Source organism: Streptomyces yaizuensis, from assembly GCF_034961445.1.
GTDB lineage: Bacteria > Actinomycetota > Actinomycetes > Streptomycetales > Streptomycetaceae > Streptomyces > Streptomyces yaizuensis.
This window is the reverse complement of the sequence record NZ_BSBI01000001.1, coordinates 774,050-790,701: the sequence shown is the minus strand read 5'-3', so window position 1 is coordinate 790,701 and position 16,652 is coordinate 774,050. Positions and strand designations below refer to the sequence as shown.

8 protein-coding genes are annotated in these 16,652 nt (G+C 74.7%); 5 read left to right on the top strand and 3 right to left on the bottom strand.

Annotated elements, in window-relative coordinates:
- Nucleotides 1-53: 53 nt before the first annotated feature.
- Both SYYSPA8_RS02925 and SYYSPA8_RS02920 read right to left on the bottom strand, forming a co-directional pair.
- A complete protein-coding gene (locus tag SYYSPA8_RS02925) occupies nucleotides 54-2,591 on the bottom strand; it encodes an ATP-dependent Clp protease ATP-binding subunit (protein WP_407705888.1) in 2,538 nt (845 codons plus the stop codon).
- Nucleotides 2,592-2,757: 166 nt separating this feature from the next.
- Entirely contained in the window at nucleotides 2,758-5,544 is a 2,787-nt protein-coding gene (locus SYYSPA8_RS02920) for a SpoIIE family protein phosphatase (protein WP_323445289.1), read from the bottom strand.
- 556 nt (nucleotides 5,545-6,100) lie between these two features.
- On the opposite strand from SYYSPA8_RS02920, the gene SYYSPA8_RS02915 reads away from it, so the two are divergent.
- The 3 genes from SYYSPA8_RS02915 to SYYSPA8_RS02905 are packed head-to-tail and all read left to right on the top strand — an operon-like array spanning nucleotide 6,101 to nucleotide 12,146.
- Complete coding sequence (locus SYYSPA8_RS02915; RefSeq protein ID WP_323445288.1) at nucleotides 6,101-9,724, top strand: tetratricopeptide repeat protein; 3,624 nt, start codon at nucleotides 6,101-6,103, stop codon at nucleotides 9,722-9,724.
- Nucleotides 9,724-10,878: a hypothetical protein gene (locus SYYSPA8_RS02910; protein WP_323445287.1), complete on the top strand. Its 1,155-nt coding sequence runs from the start codon at nucleotides 9,724-9,726 to the stop codon at nucleotides 10,876-10,878. The genes SYYSPA8_RS02915 and SYYSPA8_RS02910 overlap by 1 nt, the downstream gene beginning before the upstream one ends.
- On the top strand, nucleotides 10,875-12,146 hold the full coding sequence (locus tag SYYSPA8_RS02905) for a hypothetical protein (protein WP_323445286.1): 1,272 nt from the start codon (nucleotides 10,875-10,877) through the stop codon (nucleotides 12,144-12,146). Before SYYSPA8_RS02910 ends, SYYSPA8_RS02905 begins: the two co-directional genes overlap by 4 nt.
- Nucleotides 12,147-12,265: 119 nt before the next feature.
- On the opposite strand, the gene SYYSPA8_RS02900 is transcribed toward SYYSPA8_RS02905, so the two are convergent.
- Nucleotides 12,266-13,642 carry an RICIN domain-containing protein gene (locus tag SYYSPA8_RS02900; RefSeq protein ID WP_323445285.1) on the bottom strand — a complete coding sequence of 459 codons (1,377 nt, stop codon included), beginning with the start codon at nucleotides 13,640-13,642 and terminating at the stop codon, nucleotides 12,266-12,268.
- A 205-nt stretch (nucleotides 13,643-13,847) separates the two neighbouring features.
- Here SYYSPA8_RS02900 and SYYSPA8_RS02895 point away from each other — a divergent pair, with 205 nt between their 5' ends.
- Together SYYSPA8_RS02895 and SYYSPA8_RS02890 are read left to right on the top strand one after the other, a co-directional pair.
- Nucleotides 13,848-15,077, top strand: a complete 1,230-nt coding sequence (locus tag SYYSPA8_RS02895) for a cytochrome P450 family protein (protein WP_323445284.1) — start codon at nucleotides 13,848-13,850, stop codon at nucleotides 15,075-15,077.
- A 485-nt stretch (nucleotides 15,078-15,562) separates the two neighbouring features.
- Entirely contained in the window at nucleotides 15,563-16,474 is a 912-nt protein-coding gene (locus SYYSPA8_RS02890) for a sterol desaturase family protein (protein WP_323445283.1), read from the top strand.
- Nucleotides 16,475-16,652: the final 178 nt, after the last annotated feature.

The window sequence follows — 16,652 nt, the reverse complement described above, 5'->3', positions numbered from 1 at the left end:
ACCGGAACAGGCCCGTCCGGCGTGCCGGACGGGCCTGTTCACGGTCGCGGTGCTCAGCTCTCCCGGCGGTCCTCCGCCTCACCCGTCTCCCTGTTCTCCCCGGTCTCCCCGGGCACGTCCTCGGCAGGGGTGCCCTCCTTCACCGACAGGGTCAGCTCGCCGTCGCGGACGTCGGCGAGGACGGTGTCCCCGGGGTCGAGGGTGCCGTCGAGCAGGAGGGTGGAGAGCCGGTTGTCCAGCTCGGTCTGGATGGTCCGGCGCAGCGGCCGGGCGCCGAACTCGGGCTGGTAGCCCGTGTTGGCCAGCCACTCCTTCGCCGGTTCGGTGATCTCGAAGCCGACGTGCTGGGCGTGCAGCCGGCGCCGGGTGCCCTCCAGCAGCAGGTCCACGATGCGGACCAGGTCCGCCCGGGTGAGGCCGTGGAAGACGATGACCTCGTCGATGCGGTTGAGGAACTCCGGCCGGAAGTGGGCGCGCAGATCGGCCATCAGGTCGTCCCGGATCTGGTCCACGTCCCCGTGGTGGTCCAGGATGCGCTGGGAGCCGATGTTGCTGGTCATGATGACCACGGTGTGCCGGAAGTCGACCGTGCGGCCCTGGGCGTCGGTGAGCCGGCCGTCGTCCAGCACCTGGAGCAGCAGGTTGAAGACGTCGGGGTGGGCCTTTTCGACCTCGTCGAAGAGGACCACGCTGTAGGGCTTGCGGCGTACGGCCTCGGTGAGCTGTCCGGCCTCCTCGTAGCCGACGTAGCCGGGCGGGGAGCCGACGAGCCGGGAGACGGTGTGCTTCTCCTGGAACTCGCTCATGTCGAAGCGGACCATGCGGTCGGCGTCCCCGAAGAGCAGTTCGGCGAGCGCCTTGGCCAGTTCGGTCTTGCCGACGCCGGTGGGGCCGAGGAAGAGGAAGCTGCCGGTGGGCCGGTCGGGGTCGCCCATGCCGGCCCGGCCGCGGCGGACGGCCTGGGAGACGGCGGTGACGGCCTCGTCCTGGCCGATCACCCGCTCGTGCAGGGCGTCCTCCAGCTTCATCAGACGGTGCCGCTCGGTCTCGGTGAGCTGGGAGACGGGGATGCCGGTACGGGCGGAGAGCACTTCGGCGATGTCGTCGGCGGTGACATCGGCTGTCTCTCCGCGGTCGGCGCCGACCTGGGACAGCTCCTCCTTGAGTTCGCCGATGCGTTCCTTGAGCCCGGCGGCGCGCTCGTAGTCCTCGGAGCTGACGGCCTCGTCCTTCTCCCGCCGCAGCCGGGTCAGACGGTCCTCCAGGTCCACGACCTCGGTGGGGGCGCCCAGCGAGCGCAGCCCGACCCGGGCCCCGGTCTGGTCCATCAGGTCGATGGCCTTGTCGGGGAGGAAGCGGTCGCTGATGTAGCGGTCGGAGAGGGTGGCCGCCGCGTCCAGTGCCTCGTCGGTGAAGCGGACCTGGTGGTGGGCCTCGTAGGAGTCGCGCAGTCCGCGCAGGATCTGGACCGTCTCGTCCACGGACGGCTCGGGCACCATGACGGGCTGGAAGCGGCGTTCCAGGGCGGCGTCCTTCTCGACGTACTTGCGGTACTCGTCGATGGTGGTGGCGCCGACGACGCTGAGGTCGCCCCGGGCGAGCGCGGGTTTGAGGATGTTCCCGGCGTCCATGGCGCCCTCTCCGCCGCCGCCCGCGCCGACGACGGTGTGGAGTTCGTCGATGAAGAGGATCACGCTCTTGTCGGCGGCGGTGACCTCGTCGATCACCTTCTTCAGCCGTTCCTCGAACTCGCCCCGGTACTTGGATCCCGCGACGAGTCCGGCGAGGTCGAGGGAGACCACCCGGCGGTCGCGGAGGGACTTGGGGACCTCTCCGGCGATGATCCGCTGGGCGAGTCCTTCGACGATGGCGGTCTTGCCGACGCCGGGGTCGCCGATGAGCACGGGGTTGTTCTTGGTGCGCCGGGACAGTACCTCGACGGTCTGTTCGATCTCCTGGGCGCGGCCGACCACGGGGTCGAGCCTGCCGCCCCGGGCCTCCTCGGTGAGGTCGCGGCCGTACTCGTCCAGGGTGGGCGTCTCCCCGGGGCCGCCGCCGGAACTCTCGCGCGCGGCGCCACCGCCGCCGCTGCCGGCGCCGCTGCCGAGGGATCCGGAGCGGGGGACGCCCGCCGCGCCGGAGGCGGGGTCGTCCGCCAGGGCGGCGAGGATGTGTTCGGGGCCGATGTAGGAGGCGCCCACGGCCTGGGAGCGGGCGTGCGCGGCCAGCAGCGCGCGTTTCGCCGCGGGGGTGAGGGCGGGCTCGGTGCCGCCGGTGCCACGGGGCAGGCCGCGGGCCACCCGGTCGGCCAGCCGGTCCGGGTCGACGCCCGCCTGCTCCAGGGCCTGGCGGCCCGCGGGCACCCGGGTGGCGGCCCAGAGCAGATGGGGGGTGTCGAGGTCGGATCCGTCCTCGGCGGCGCGGGCGCCCGCCGCCGCGAGGAGTTCGTGCGCGGAGTCGCTGAGCAGACGTCCGATGGGGACGCGCTGCACGGCGGGCGGGGAGGCCGCCGGGCTCATCCCGAAGAAGCGGTTGAACAGATCGGAGAAAGGGTCGCCGGACCCGAAGGGCGAAGTCGTCACCGCGATCATCCCTCCGGCGGGCGCGGCCTCCGGCGGGGCGACGCCCACCGGACACGCCGCCCGCCGTCGTCGGCTGGCAGTACCGGCACCATTGTTCTCCGGCCTCCCGTGCCCCGCGACCGGAGCCGGGCGGGGCCGGCCGGGCCCGCGGACCGCCGGAGCCGGCCGGGCCGTGTCACAGGTTCCACTGGTCGAGCAGCGCGTCGGTGAGGTCGGGGCCGCCGGGCGGCGCGGCGGGCCCGTCGAGGGTCTGCTCGGTCCAGATCACCTTGCCGCGTGCGGTGTAGCGGGTGCCCCAGCGGTCGGCGAGCTGGGCCACGAGGAAGAGGCCGCGGCCGCCCTCGTCGGTGGTGGTGGCCCGGCGCAGATGCGGCGAGGTGCTGCTGCCGTCGAAGACCTCGCAGATCAGTGTGGTGCCGTGGATCAGCCGGACGGTGATGGGCTGGGTGGCGTAGCGGACGGCGTTGGTGATGAGTTCGCTGAGGATCAGTTCGGTGGTGAAGGTGATGTCCGCGAGTCCCCACTCCTGGAGTCTGCGGGCGCATTCGGAGCGTACGGGGCCGACGGCGGCGGTGTCGGACGGCACCCGCCACTCGGCGATCCGGGCGGGGTCGAGCAGCCGGGTACGGGCGACCAGGAGGGCGACGTCGTCCCGCTGCTGGTGCTCCGGGAGGGCGGTGAGGACGGCCTGGCAGGTCTCCTCCGGGGTCAGTTCGGGCCGTCCGGAGACGGCGTCGCGCAGCCGGGCGAGTCCGGTGTCGATGTCCTGGCCGCGGCTCTCGATCAGGCCGTCGGTGTACAGGACGAGCCGGGAGCCCTCGGGGAGCGGGATCACGGCCGTCTCGATGGGCAGCCCCGAGCCGGTGCCGAGCGGCGGTGAGACCGGTACGTCGGGGAACTCCACCCGGCCGTCGGGGTGGACCACGACCGGCGGGGGGTGGCCCGCGCGGGCGAGGACGCACTCGCCGCCGACGGGGTCGTAGATGGCGTACAGGCAGGTGGCGCCGGTGACGTCGGGGCCGTCGTCGCCGGCCGTGCGCTCCTGGTCCATGCGGCCGACGAGTTCGTCGAGGTGTCCGAGGATGTCGTCGGGCGGCAGGTCGAGGGCGGAGAAGTTGTGCACGGCCGTCCGCAGCCGTCCCATGGTGGCGGCCGCGTGCAGGCCGTGGCCGACGACGTCGCCGACGACGAGGGCGACGCGGGCGCCGGGCAGCGGGATGACGTCGAACCAGTCGCCGCCGACGCCGGCCTGCGCGGGCAGATAGCGGTAGGCGACCTCCACCGCGTCCTGGACCGGCAGATAGCGGGGCATCAGGCTGTGCTGGAGGGTGACCGCCATGGTGTGTTCGCGGGTGTAGCGGCGGGCGTTGTCGAGGGAGACGGCCCCGCGGGCGGCGACCTCCTCGGCGAGGGCCACGTCGTCGGCGTCGAAGGGTTCGGAGGCGCGCGTGCGCCAGAAGCTGGCCACCCCGAGGAGGACGCCCCGGGCGCTGAGCGGGGCGGTGATCAGGGAATTGATGCCGTAGTCGACGATCCGCCGGGCCCGCTGCGGGGACTGGGCCTGCCAGCCCGGCGCGTTCGCCAGGTCGGCCTCCAGCACCGGTGCTCCGGTGGCCAGGCCCTGGGCCTGCGGGGTCGAGGGGCGGAGCCGGATCAGTTCGCCCTCCGGGTAGAGCGGGGGGTCGTCGTGGATCCCGGCGACGCAGACCCGGCGCACCTCGCCCTCGGTGCCGGGCAGTTCCTCGCCGCGCAGGACGGCCTCCACGAGGTCGACGGTGACGAAGTCGGCGAACCGGCCGACGGTGGTCTCGGCGATCTCCCGCGCGGTGCGGGGCACCTCCAGGGTGGTGCCGATGTGGACCCCGGCGTCGTAGAGGACGTCCAGGCGCCGCTGCACGGCTTCGGCCCGGCCGAAGGCCGCGAGGAGTTCGGTGGTGTCCCGTACGGTGGCGACCCGGCCCGCGGGCCCGGCCCGGCCCTGGGTGGGGCGCTGGCTGACCACGAGGGTCCGTTCGCGTGCGTGGTGCGGCTCGTCGGTCGCCTCGCGGCCGGAGACGAGCAGCGCGGCGATGCCGGGCGGCAGGTCGAGTGCGGCCACCGCGTGGCCCTCGGCGTCCGGGGGGAGGTCGAGCAGGCGCCGGGCCTCGGCGTTGGCGAGGACGAGCCGGCCGTCGGGGTCGACGATCAGGACGCCCTCGCGGACCGAGTGGAGAACGGCGTCGTGGTGTTCGTACATCCGGGTGATCTCGGCGGGGCCGAGGCCGTGGGTCTGCCGCAGCAGCCGCCGGCCGAGCAGGGCGGCGCAGCCGGTGGTGAGGGCGACGGCGACGGCGGCCACCCCGAGGACGAGGGGGAGCTGTTCGGCGGCGGCGGACCGGACGCTGGCGAGGGTGACCCCGGCGCCGACCGCGCCGGCGACGGTGCCGTCGGGCCGTTCGACGGGGACGTAGGCGCGTACCTGGGGGCCGAGGGTGCCGTTCCACTCCTCGACGACGGTCCGCCCGGCGAGCAGGGGGGCCATCCGGGTGGAGGTGTGCTTGCCGATCCGGTCGGGCAGCGGATGGGTGAGGCGGGTGCCCTGGCGGTTCAGGTAGACGACGAAGTCGACGTGGGCACCCTTGCGTGCCTCCTCGGCCAGGGGCTGGAGCAGGGCGGTGGCGTTCGGGGACTCGATGGCGGCGGCCGCGCCCGGGGAGACGGCGAGGCCCTGGGCGAGGGCCAGGGAGCGGCTGCCGGCCTCCTGGACGCTCTCCTGGCGGGCCATGACCAGCAGCAGGACGACCGCGCCCACCGTGAGCAGCAGCACCGTCGCGAGCAGCAGGACGAACATCTGTCCGACGACGGTGCGCAGCGTCAGCAGGGACCGGGCGCCCGTGCGCCGGTCAGGGGGCGCGTGCCGGTCAGGAGGTGGCGCGTGCCCGTCGGCCGCCGGCCGCCCAGAGGTGCCCTCGAATCCCGCCATGCGTCTTTTCTACACGTATAGGGGCATTCAAGGATTCGAACGGCGCTCATGTCCTGTCCTCCGGACGGGGGTTCGCTTCCCCCGGCCGGCCGATACCCCAGGGGTCCCGGAAGCCTCCCCGTCCCCCGGGGGCACACCGTCCGGGGCGGCCTCCCCCTCACCGGGTGATAGGACACGGGCATCACCTGGCCTTTCCGGTCGAACAGGGACGGAACACCCCGCCCCGGGGCTATCGTTTCCCGGTATGAAGGACTTCGGGGGAGCGTCCAACCCGGCTGCGGGGGACGGGGGTTGGCGCGTACGGCTGTTCCTGCGGGACAGTCCCGGGGCGCCACCGGTCGGCGCCGGGGTACTGCTGGCGGACGGCCTGGTGCTCACCTGTGCCCGGGTCCTGGATCCGGAGCCCGCGGACCACCGCGCCCCGGAACCCCGATCGGAACCGGGACCGGAACGGGGACCGGAACGGGGACCGGAACGGGGGTCGAGACCAGGATCAGCGCGGGATGCGGAGCCGGGGCCGGAATCGGAGCGGGAGCCGGAGCCGGGCCCCGGGCCGGTGGACGGCGACACCCGGGCCGCCCCGGGACCGTCCGTACCCCGCACCGGACTGGGCGGCGGCCCGGCCTCCCGGGCACCCGCCCGGCTCTACGCGGACTTCCCCGCCGCCGGTGCTCACAGCCGCCCGCTGCCCGCCGACGTGATCACGGACGACGGCAGCGGCGGCGACGGCGGTGGCGGGGCGGCCAGCGGGGACGGGGACGGGGACGGCGGCATCGCGCTGCTCCGGCTGACCGGGACCCCACCCGTACCGCCCGCCGTGCTCCACCGGCAGACCCCCGCCCCCGGCGAGCCGGTGCGGCTGGTCGGCTACCCGGCGGAGCGGCCCGGCGGCCGGGAGGTGCCCGCCCGGATCCTGGGACGCGACACGGAGAGCGACCGCCCCGGCTGGGTGCGGCTGGACACCGGTGCGGCACAGGCCCGCCACGGCTTCGGCGGCGGCGGTGTGGTCCACGCCCGCACCGGCCGGATCATCGGCGTCCTGGCCCCGTCGGACCGCCCGGACGGCCCCGTCCGGATGATCCCGACCGAGACCCTGCTGCGCCGGCTGCCCGCCGCCGGCCGGGAGCGGATGGTGGCGGGCCCCCGGGCCGTCTCGCACACCATCCCGCTCACCCCCGGGCCCCCGGGCCCGCACCGCTCCCCCGGTCTGCGGCGCACCGTGGCGGGCTGGCTGGACGGCGGCGACCCATCGGGCCGCACCCCGCGCCCCGGCGCCCGTGCCGGGTCCGCCGAAGCCGTCGAGCTGGTCTTCGCCGAGGACGGCGACGACGACGCCCTGGCCGCGATCCACGAGACCCTCAACCTCGCCGACCGGGAACGCGACTCCCGCACCCCTGGCCGCTCCGCCGTGCCCGGCCCGCCGGCCGGTTCCATCGACCTCGCCGTGGAGGCGACCGGCCGGACCGTGGCGGAGCTGGTCGCCCACGCGGCGGGCCGCGCCGGACTCGACGACGGCACGACGGCCGCCGGCGACGACACACAGGCCCTGCTGGAGCGGATCGCCGGCGAGGGCCCGCCCCTCGCCGCCGCCTTCGTCTCCGTCGACCGCCTGGCCCCCCGCGCGGAGGACGTGCTGCCGCTGCTGCGGGCCCTGCTGAGCCGGGGCCGCAGCAGGGTCCTGCTCGCCTTCCGCGACCCCGCGTCCCCGCTGCTGGAGCGGGTCGCGGACGAACTGCTCGACGGGGCGTGGGCCGAGCGCCGGGCGGACGCCGTCGCCGCCCGGCTGGAGCTGCTGGCGTCCCGGGAGCGCCGGTTCCACCGCGCCGAGCGGGGCCGGACCGACCGGCACACCGTACGGCTCGCCCCGCCCGCGTCCCGCAGGTTCGCCGCCCGGCTGGAGCGGCTGCGCGGCGAGACCTCCTCCCGGACCAGCGCGGCCCTGGCGTACGAGCTGTCCCGGCTCCGTACCGACGTCGAGGACTCGCTGGTCTCCTGGGAGCCGGCGGGGCCGCACCGGCGGTACGTCGTGCTGCCGGCGGGCGGCGGGCTCACCGATCTGCCCCATGTCACCGTCGGCGACCCCGACGACCTGGTGGAGAGCGACCCCTCACCCGCTCCCGTACCGGACTCCGGACTGGACCGGGGGCAGGAGCTGAACCAGCAGTACCGGGTCATCGGCCGGCTCGGGCGGGGCAGTTTCGGCCAGGTGTACCTCGCGCGCGACCAGCTCCTGGAGGACCGGGCGGTCGCCCTCAAGGGCGTGCTCGACCCCGGCGACCCCCGGGCGGCGGAGACCGCGCTGCGGGAGCGGCTGCGGCTGGTCGGCCTCAACCATCCCTCGATCATCAAGGTCTTCAACTACGCCCGGCACCCCGCGCACCCGGGGAACACCGCCATGTTCATCGTGATGGAGTTCGCCGACGGCGCCCCTCTGAGCTGGGTCGCCGACCAGATCGCCGACCGCGTCCCGCCCTTCGACGACCAGCGTGTGCACGAGTTCATCGCCGCGTACGGGCTGCGTGTCCTCGAAGCGCTCACCTATCTCCATGTCGAGCTGGGGCTCGTCTACGGCGATCTGTCCCTCACCAACGTCATGCACTGCGGCGACGGCATCAAGCTGATCGACGTGGCCGGGGTGCGCCGGATCGGGGCGGCGGGGCCGGTGACCCATCCGGCGCCGGAGACCCGGTACGGCAGGGTGACGGTCGCGGCCGATCTGTACGCCGTCGGTGTCGTGCTCCGGCATCTGTTCGCCATGGTGCCCGGGGAGCCGGGGGCGGCGGCGGAGCCGTCGGCGACCGGGCCGACCCCGCTGGAGCGGGTGATCGTCCGGGCCACGGCCGCCGAGCCCGAGCAGCGGTTCGCCACGGCGGCCGAGATGGCGCTCCAGCTCCGGGGCGTCCTGCGGGAGCTGCGGTCGCGCCGGCTGGGCGTGGAGACCTTCGAACCGTCCCCGCTGTTCGCGCCCGCGCCCGCCGCCCTCGACGGCGAGCTGGGCAAGGCCCCGCCGCTCGCCCAGTGGCGGTCGGGCGGCACCCGCAAGCGCCGGCTGACCGCCCCGCCGCCGACGCCCGCCGAGGTCGCCCTCGGCCTGCCGGTGCCCCTGCCGGCCGCGGCCGACGCGAACTGGACCAAGCTCCAGCGCACCTCGTACGACGACCCCGCGGGGCTGCTCCAGCTCTCCAGCGCCTGGGGCGACTCCCCCGAGCGGTCGCTGCTGCGCTGCCGGCTCCATCTGGAGCTGGCCGGCGACCACCCCGCCGCCGGGCGGGCCGCGGAGTGCGACGCCGCCGGGGCTGAGCTGGACCGGGCCGGGACGGCGGTGGGGGCCCTGGCCGCGCACGACTGGCGGCTGCACTGGCACCGGGGCCTGCTCCGGCTCGTCCAGGGCCGGGTGGGGGACGCGCGGGACTGCTTCGAGACGGTGTACGCGGCGATCCCCGGCGAGTACGCGCCGAAGCTGGCGCTGGGCTACTGCCACGAGAAACTGGACCGGACGGACCGGGCCGGGCAGTTGTACGACGCGGTGTGGCAGCGGAACCGGGCCCTCGGCGGGGCCGCCTTCGGGCTCGCGCGGATCCATCTCGCCGCCGGCCGGCCGCAGGAGGCCCTGGACCGGCTCGGCGCGGTCCCGGCGGACTCCCGGCACCGGACGGCGGCCAGGACCGCGATGGTGCGGATCCTCGCCGACCCGCCCCCGGACGGCGGCCCGCCGGACCCGGCGGCGGTCTCCCGGGCCTGGGTGGCGCTGGACCGGCTCTCCCGCAAGGAGGGGCTGACCGACCGGCACGCGCAGGAACGGCTCCGTACCGACCTGCTGGAGCTGCTGCTGCACCTCGCCGCGCCACAGCGGACCGCGCCCGGCGCCGGGGACCCGCTGGGCGCGCTCCACGCCGAGCTGGCCGGGCTGCCCGAGCCGGTGCCCGCGCCGCGTTCCGAGCGGGAGCTGCGCGAGGACCTCGCCGCCTGCTATCTGCGGCTGTTCGAGCAGGTGCCGCTGGTCTCCGGGGACGGGCACCAGGAGCTGGCCGAGGCCCTGGTCGACAACGCGTACGACACCCGGCCCGTCGGCTTTCGGCACCACCGGCGCGGCGAGCGGCGCCACCGGCTCTTCGGCGGCCGGTCGGCGGGCCGCGCCGGCGACCCCGGGGGCACCACCCCGGCGAACGGGAGGCCGTGATGGACCGTCCCCGGGAGATCGCGCCCGCGCGCGCCGGCCGGGGCACCGGGCCGTGGTGGGCAGGGGCCGCCCGGCGGGCCTGGCACCGGGCGGCGGGGATCACCCCCGGCGGGCGGCGGCCCACCGGCCGGTTCCTGCTGGCGCGGATGGTGCTGCTGCCGGTCCTCGCGCTGACCCTGCTGGCGCTCGCGTCCGTCGCCTACTTCACCCTGCACGGCCGTACCGAGCAGCTGCGGGACCGCTACACCCCGGCACTGGCCGAACTGACGCACAGCAGGGTCGCCCTGACGCTCGCGCGGTACGAGGCGGAGCGGCGGCTCGGCGCGGGCGACGGGGGGCCGCTGCGCCAGACCGATCTGGTGGGGCTGGGCGAGCGGTATCCGTCGCTGCTCACCGAGGCGTCGCAGAGCCTGAACAACGCCGCCCAGACGGGCGCGCTGCGGCGCTCGCAGGAGCAGGAGCTGCGGGTGGTGTCGGGGCTGGTCGTCTCGTACAACGACCTGATCATCCTGGCGGGCACCCGGCAGGAGCGGGACGGGCTGCGGAAGGCGGGGCTCGCGTACGCGGCGGACCTGCTGGGGGACGGCCGGGGGCCCGACGGGTCCACGGCCGTGCTCGACCGGATCCGGGCGCTGGAGCGGGAGCTGCGCGCGGACGCGGCCCGGTTGTCGGGGTGGCATCCGCTGACGGCGGCCGCGGCGGCCGGGGCGGCGCTGACGGCGCTGGTCTTCGCCGTCGCGGTGGCCGGCACCCTGGACTTCCTGCGGGGGCGGATCCGGCTGCACAGCCCCCTGCTGACGGTGTGCGCGACGCCGGTGCTGCTGGTGCTCGCGATGCTGGTGTTCGGGGTGGTGGGGCAGCACCGCGCCCAGCGGTACGCCGGGGAGACGGTGGGCGCGCTCGCGGAGGTCTCGGCCGACCGGGGCCGGAGCACCGGGATCAAGGTGGAGATCGACCGTGGACTCGCCGCCGAACGGGACATCGAGGACGCCCGGGAGGAGCTGGCCGGGCGGCTGGAACGCGCCCTGCCCCCGGCGTGGACCCGGCTCAGCGCCCTGGCCCTGGTGCCGGGCACGGTGGGCGCCCTGGGGTGCGGCTTCACCCTCTTCCTCTACAACCGCAGACATCTGACGATCCTCTGGCGGACCCTATGAGACCTGTGTGTTCCCTGCTCCGTGCGGTCCTGGCGGGGGTGTTGTTCACCGGGGCGGCCCTGGTGTCGGGGGGCTGTTCGGCCGGCGGGGGCGAACGGACCCTGGTGGTCGTGGGCCCGTGGACGGGCGCCGAGGCGGAGCCGTTCGAGGCCGTACTGGAGCGGATCGGCGAGCGGACCGGGGTCCGTTACGCCTACGAGGGCACGCGCTCGCTGCGGGAGACGCTGGTGGCGCAGTTGCGCACGGACACGCCGCCCGATGTCGCCGTCCTCAACGGCCTGGGCGAGCTGGCCGAGTACGCGCGGGACGGTTCGGCCCATCCGCTGCCGGAGCGCCTGGCGTCGCGGCCCATGGGGGCGTGGGGGCCCCGGATCACGCTGCGGGGCGAGGACGGGGAGCTGCGGCAGCACGCGTACTGGGTGCCGGTGCGGGTCGATCTCAAGAGCATCGTGTGGAGCCGTCCCGGCGGCACCGACGGGCGCTGGTGCCTGGGCATGGCGTCGGGCCCGGTGTCCGGCTGGCCGGGCACGGACTGGATCGAGGACCTGCTGCTCCAGAAGCACGGCCCGGCGGTGTACGAGCTGTGGGCCGTCGGCTCCCTGGAGTGGACCGGCCGGCAGGTGCGCGGGGCGTGGCGGCAGTGGCGCGATCTGCTCCTCGCGCAGGGCCGGGGCACGGGTCCGGCCGCCGTCTCCACCCGGTTCGACGGCCCCGCCGGCCGGGGGCTGCTCAACGGCGGTGACTGCGAACTGGAGCACCAGGGTTCGTTCATCCGCCGCCACTACCAGGACCCGGAGGTACTGCCGTACCCGACCGCGGAGTTCGTACGGGGGCTGCCGCGTGGCGGCCGGGACTACCAGGTGTCGGGGGACATGGCGGCCGTGTTCGCGCCGAGCGACGAGGCCTGGGAGCTGCTGGAGGAGCTGACCTCCCCGAGGGCCCGCGAGGAGTGGATCGAGGCGGCCCGGCCCGAGGAGGTGCCGCTCTTCGCGGACGGCACCACGGGCCCCGGGCGGCGGACCCCGGCGACGGCGAAGGTGCTGCGGCTGTTCACGGAGGCGGACGTGGTGTGCTTCGACGCGTCCGACGCGATGCCGCCGACGCTGCGGGGGGCTTTTCAGCGGGCCGTGCTGGAATTCCTCCAGGACCCCGGGGACGACGCCCTGCTGGAGAGGCTGCTGCGGCAGCTGGAGGACGAGCGGCGGCTCCAGCGCGAGGCGCGGGCGTTCGCGCTGGAGGATCTCTGTGCCAGGGCGCCGGGCCGCTGAGCGGTCTCGGCGCTGTGGGGGCCGTCCGGGTGGGTGTGCCGATGCGGCACCGGGGTGGCTCCGGCGCGGCGGGGCGTGGGCCACCGCGCGCGCCGGAGCCGGTCAGGGCGGGAAGCCGGTCAGAACCGGAATTCCCAGCGCTGCTTGGCGGATCCGTCGCACGCGGCGGTCCGCAGCGCCTGTCCGAAGGTCTCGGCGGTCAGACAGCCGTTGTCGTGGCCGACGACCTCGTACTGGCGGTTGCCGACGGGGCGCAGGGTCCACTTCTGGTGTTCGGCGTCGGCCCACGGCATCAGATGGGTGAACCGGGTGGTGCCGTCCACGGTCCGGCCGCCGTTCGTGTTGACGGCCATGACCTTCTGATGGGCGAGGACGGAGCTGATGCGGTAGCGGTTGTCGGGGAGTTTCGCCAGGTGCCACCGCTGGGCGGCGGGGCCGTAGTCGTTCTCGGCCTTGATCCGGGTGTCGTCGGCGGTCCACGCCTGGTCGAGGTCGGCGGTGCGTCCACTGGCGGTGCGCGGGGTGGCGATCGCGGGCACGAGGTGGTCGGGCCGGATCAGGAAGGCGCTGTCGGCGGAGTTCCAGCCGCGGGCGAGATAGCTGCCCGGCTGGGGCTTCGGATTGAAGTAGGTGTCGCGGCTACAGTCGAGCCGGCTGATGTTGTCGGGGATGCCCGGCTGGGGACAGGGCCGCAGCGGCTGGGGCCACGGCCAGCCGGGCACCGTGTTGTCGTTGTAGCACATGACGTCGTTGGCGAAGTCGCAGTGGCCGCCGGGGGTGCCCCGGGGGGCCTCGCCCCGGACCGCGCCGAGCCCGTGCATCAGCTCGTGGAGTTCGATGTCGTTGTTGTTGATGCAGCCGGAGTGGTTCAGGCCGACCATCGCATAGCCGCCGCCGTGGTTGTAGGCGTTGGCGGCGCCCGGCCGGGCGTCCCCACCGGGGGCTCCGGGCACGGGGAAGGCCAGGCCGCAGGCGTTGTTCTCGGCCCAGACCACGTACTTGCGGTCCTGGCGGCCGAAGCCCTGGGCGGCGAGCGCGACCGCCAGGTCGGGGATGTCGTCCACGGTGGGGGCGGGCAGGACGACGCGGGTCACGGTCGGGTCGCAGGAGGCGTCGTGGACGTAGCGCACCTCACGGCGCTCCCCCATGGCGTCGCTGCTCTGGACGATCCGGCCGTTGATCTTCCCGGCGCGGATGCGGAAGTCGGAGCGCAGGGCGTCCAGCCGGTCGGCCTGGCCCTGTCCGCGGACGTACAGGAGCTGGACCCGGGGGCCGGAGGTGCCGTCCCCGGAGCAGGGGGCGGGGACGACGGGGGCCGGCAGGAACTGCTGGGCGGCCGCCGCGGCGGCCGGGGTGCGGGGGACGGGGTCGTCGGCGGCCCGGGGGCCGGATCCGGCCCGCGCGGTGCCGGCGGCGACGAGCGAGCCGAGGAGGGCGGTGGCCAGAACGGCGGTGGCGGTGGTTCTCAGCCGCGTGGCGGTGCGTCGTAACGTCATGCCCACCGAGTGTGCACAGCGACGGTCGACATTCTTTCAACGTTCCGGCCCGGATGTGTTGACGGGCCATTGACCCGGCCCGGCGGCACGCCCCCGTACCGGCGGGAAACATCCGTTCCCAAGGGCCCCGCCGCCGGGGGAGGATGGCGCCCGCCCGCCCCGGCGGCGGGCACGCCCGCGACCGGACCGAAACGGAGCCCCGCCGATGACCGAAGCACCCTACGTCCTCGATCCGACCGCCGCCGACGCCGTGGCCGAGGAACGCAGACTCCGCGCCCGCGGCCCCGCCACCCTGGTCGACGTGCTCGGCGTCACCGCGTGGTCGGTGACGGACCCCGATCTCCTCAAGGAGTTACTGACCAGTCCCGACGTCTCCAAGGACGGGCGGCGGCACTGGCCCGGGTTCGAGGAGGCCGTGGCGGGCTGGCCGCTCGTCCTGTGGGTGATCGTCCAGAACATGTTCACCGCCTACGGCGAGGACCACGGCCGGCTGCGGCGGCTGGTCCGCCCCTCCTTCGCGCCCCGCCGGATAGCGGCGCTGGCCGGCCGGGTCGAGGAGATAACCGGCCGACTCCTCGACGAGCTGGCGGCGGGGGACCCCGCCGAGCCCGTCGATCTGCGGGAGCGGTTCGCCTATCCGCTGCCGCTGGCGGTGATCGGCGAACTGATGGGTGTGCCCGCGGAGCGGTATCCCGAGTTCCGCAGGGCCGTGGAGGGCATCTTCGCCACCACCGCCACCCCGGCGGAGGCCGCCGCCAACAACGCCTGGCTCTACGGCCTGTTCGAGACGCTCATCGAGGAGAAGCGGGCGACGCCGGGCGACGATCTGACCTCGCGGCTCATCGCCACCCGGGACGAGGAGGGCGACGGGTCCGCCCTCACCGAGGAGGAGCTGAGGGACACCCTGATGCTGATCGTCGCGGCCGGGTTCGAGACCACCGTCAACCTGATCGACCAGGCGGTCGTCACCCTGCTCGGCCATCCGGAGCAGCTCGCCCGGGTGCAGGACGGCCGGGCCTCCTGGGAGGCCGTCGTCGAGGAGACCCTGCGGCTCCAGCCGCCCGTACGGCATCTGCCGCTGCGGTACGCGGTCCGGGACATCACCCTGCCCGACGGGCGCGTCATCCACCGGGGCGAGGCCATCCTGGCGTCGTACGGGGCGGCCAACCGCCACCCCGGCTGGCACGGGGAGAGCGCCGACAGCTTCGTCCTCGACCGGGGCATCACCCAGGGGCATCTGGCCTTCGGGCACGGCGTGCACCTCTGCCTCGGCGCCCCCCTCGCCCGCCTGGAGGCCACCACGGCGTTGCGCGCGCTGTTCACGCGCTTCCCCGGGCTGCGGCTAGCCGTGCCGGCCGGTGAGCTGTCGCCGCTGCCCTCGTTCATCTCCAGCGGCCACACCCGCGTGCCCGTCGTGCTGACCCCGGGGGCATAAGGACCGGCGGGGTGACCGCGGGGCCGGACACCGCATTCACCCCGCCGCTCGGCCGTGCGGAAATACCGGGCGGCCCGGCGTGATTCCCCGGAGGGATTCCAACGGGAATTCGGATGACTTCCCTGCCCCGCATCACGGGAAAAACGATTCTCGCATCAGCCCACTAGTACCACTATGTAACTCACACTGATTAAGCGTTCAGTCCGCAGGTTCCCGGCGTGGCGAAAATCCGGTTCAATGACCATGGGATAGGGGCGACGACACAGACAGCGAGCGGAAATACCCCGTCGGACGCCCAGGGGATCTGCATCCCGGCCGCACACCATGACATCGCATCATGCGATGATTTCACGAGTGTCCGAACCGGGTTCGGCGTGCCCGGTCGCAGAAATGCGATAAGGCTGGGGGGAATTTCCTCCCCGGGCGTCCGGCGCCGACCGGGATCTCCTTCCGCTGTGCCCGAGCCACTCGCGAAGGAGCCGTGGATGGACGCGTTCGGACAGACACCCGGCGCCGCTGCGAAGGCCACCCCGGCCACCGGGCTTTGGGCGGGAGCGGTCCTGCGCGCAGCCGCCTATCCCGTCCTGCTGGCCGCCACCGCGGCGACGGGCGCGGCGGCCCTGGTCCTCGGGTGGCCACCGGCCCTGGTCAGTCCCGCCTTCCTGGTCGGTGTCCTGCTCTACCTCGGCGCCCTGGAGCGGCTGATCCCGTACGACCGCCAGTGGCATCCGAGCCGGGCCGAATGGCGCTGGTACGGCGTCTACTTCCTGCTCACCATGGCGGGCAGCGCACTGGCCCAGGCCCTGGTGACCCTCGCCGTGGGGGCGCTCTCCCCCGGCGGGACCGGCGCCCGGCTGTGGGCCGAGATCCCCGGCGCCCTGCTCACCGGCTCGCTCGCCGGATATCTGCTGCACCGGCTGGGCCACACCAACCCCCTGCTGTGGCGGCTGCACGGGGTGCACCACGTACCCGGGAAGGTGAACGTCGCCAACAACGGCGTCAACCACCTCCTGGACATCGTCCTCGTCCAGGGCACCGTCCAGCTCTCCCTCGCCGTGGCCGGGTTCTCCGGCACCTCGGTCTTCGCCGCGGGCCTGTTCGTCACCGCCCAGGGCTACTTCGTCCACGCCAACATCGATGTGCGCATCGGGCGGCTCAACCATGTGCTCGCCAGCCCCGAACAGCACCGGCTGCACCACAGCACCGCGCTGGCCGAGGCCGGTCACTACGGCTCCGACCTCTCGGTCTGGGACCACCTCTTCGGCAGCTACACCTGGCGGCCCGGCCGGGTGCCCGCCGCCGTGGGGCTGAAGGACCCCGCGTCCTTCCCCGGCACCGGCGAGATCGTCGCCAGCCTGCTCCACCCGTTGCTCCCGCGCCGTGGCGGAAGCGGCTGAACCAGCCGCCCACCACCCCCGGGCCCGCACCACCCGCCCCGCCATGCCCCGGACCCGCCCCGTCCGGAGCGCCGGTCCCGGCACCGTCCCCGGGAGGACCGCCCCACCGTCCTCTCCCGGTGCCAGGCCCGCCCCCGTACCGACCCGTCCCCGTATCCCTCCGTGCCGCTGCGCCACG

Excerpts from the sequence above, each read along its gene's own strand:
- SYYSPA8_RS02925 (WP_407705888.1), bottom strand. The coding sequence starts at position 2,591 with ATGATCGCGGTGACGACTTCGCCCTTCGGGTCCGGCGACCCTTTCTCC.
- SYYSPA8_RS02920 (WP_323445289.1), bottom strand. The coding sequence starts at position 5,544 with ATGGCGGGATTCGAGGGCACCTCTGGGCGGCCGGCGGCCGACGGGCAC.
- SYYSPA8_RS02910 (WP_323445287.1), top strand. The coding sequence starts at position 9,724 with ATGGACCGTCCCCGGGAGATCGCGCCCGCGCGCGCCGGCCGGGGCACC.
- SYYSPA8_RS02905 (WP_323445286.1), top strand. The coding sequence starts at position 10,875 with ATGAGACCTGTGTGTTCCCTGCTCCGTGCGGTCCTGGCGGGGGTGTTG.
- SYYSPA8_RS02900 (WP_323445285.1), bottom strand. The coding sequence starts at position 13,642 with ATGACGTTACGACGCACCGCCACGCGGCTGAGAACCACCGCCACCGCC.
- SYYSPA8_RS02895 (WP_323445284.1), top strand. The coding sequence starts at position 13,848 with ATGACCGAAGCACCCTACGTCCTCGATCCGACCGCCGCCGACGCCGTG.
- SYYSPA8_RS02890 (WP_323445283.1), top strand. The coding sequence starts at position 15,563 with ATGGACGCGTTCGGACAGACACCCGGCGCCGCTGCGAAGGCCACCCCG.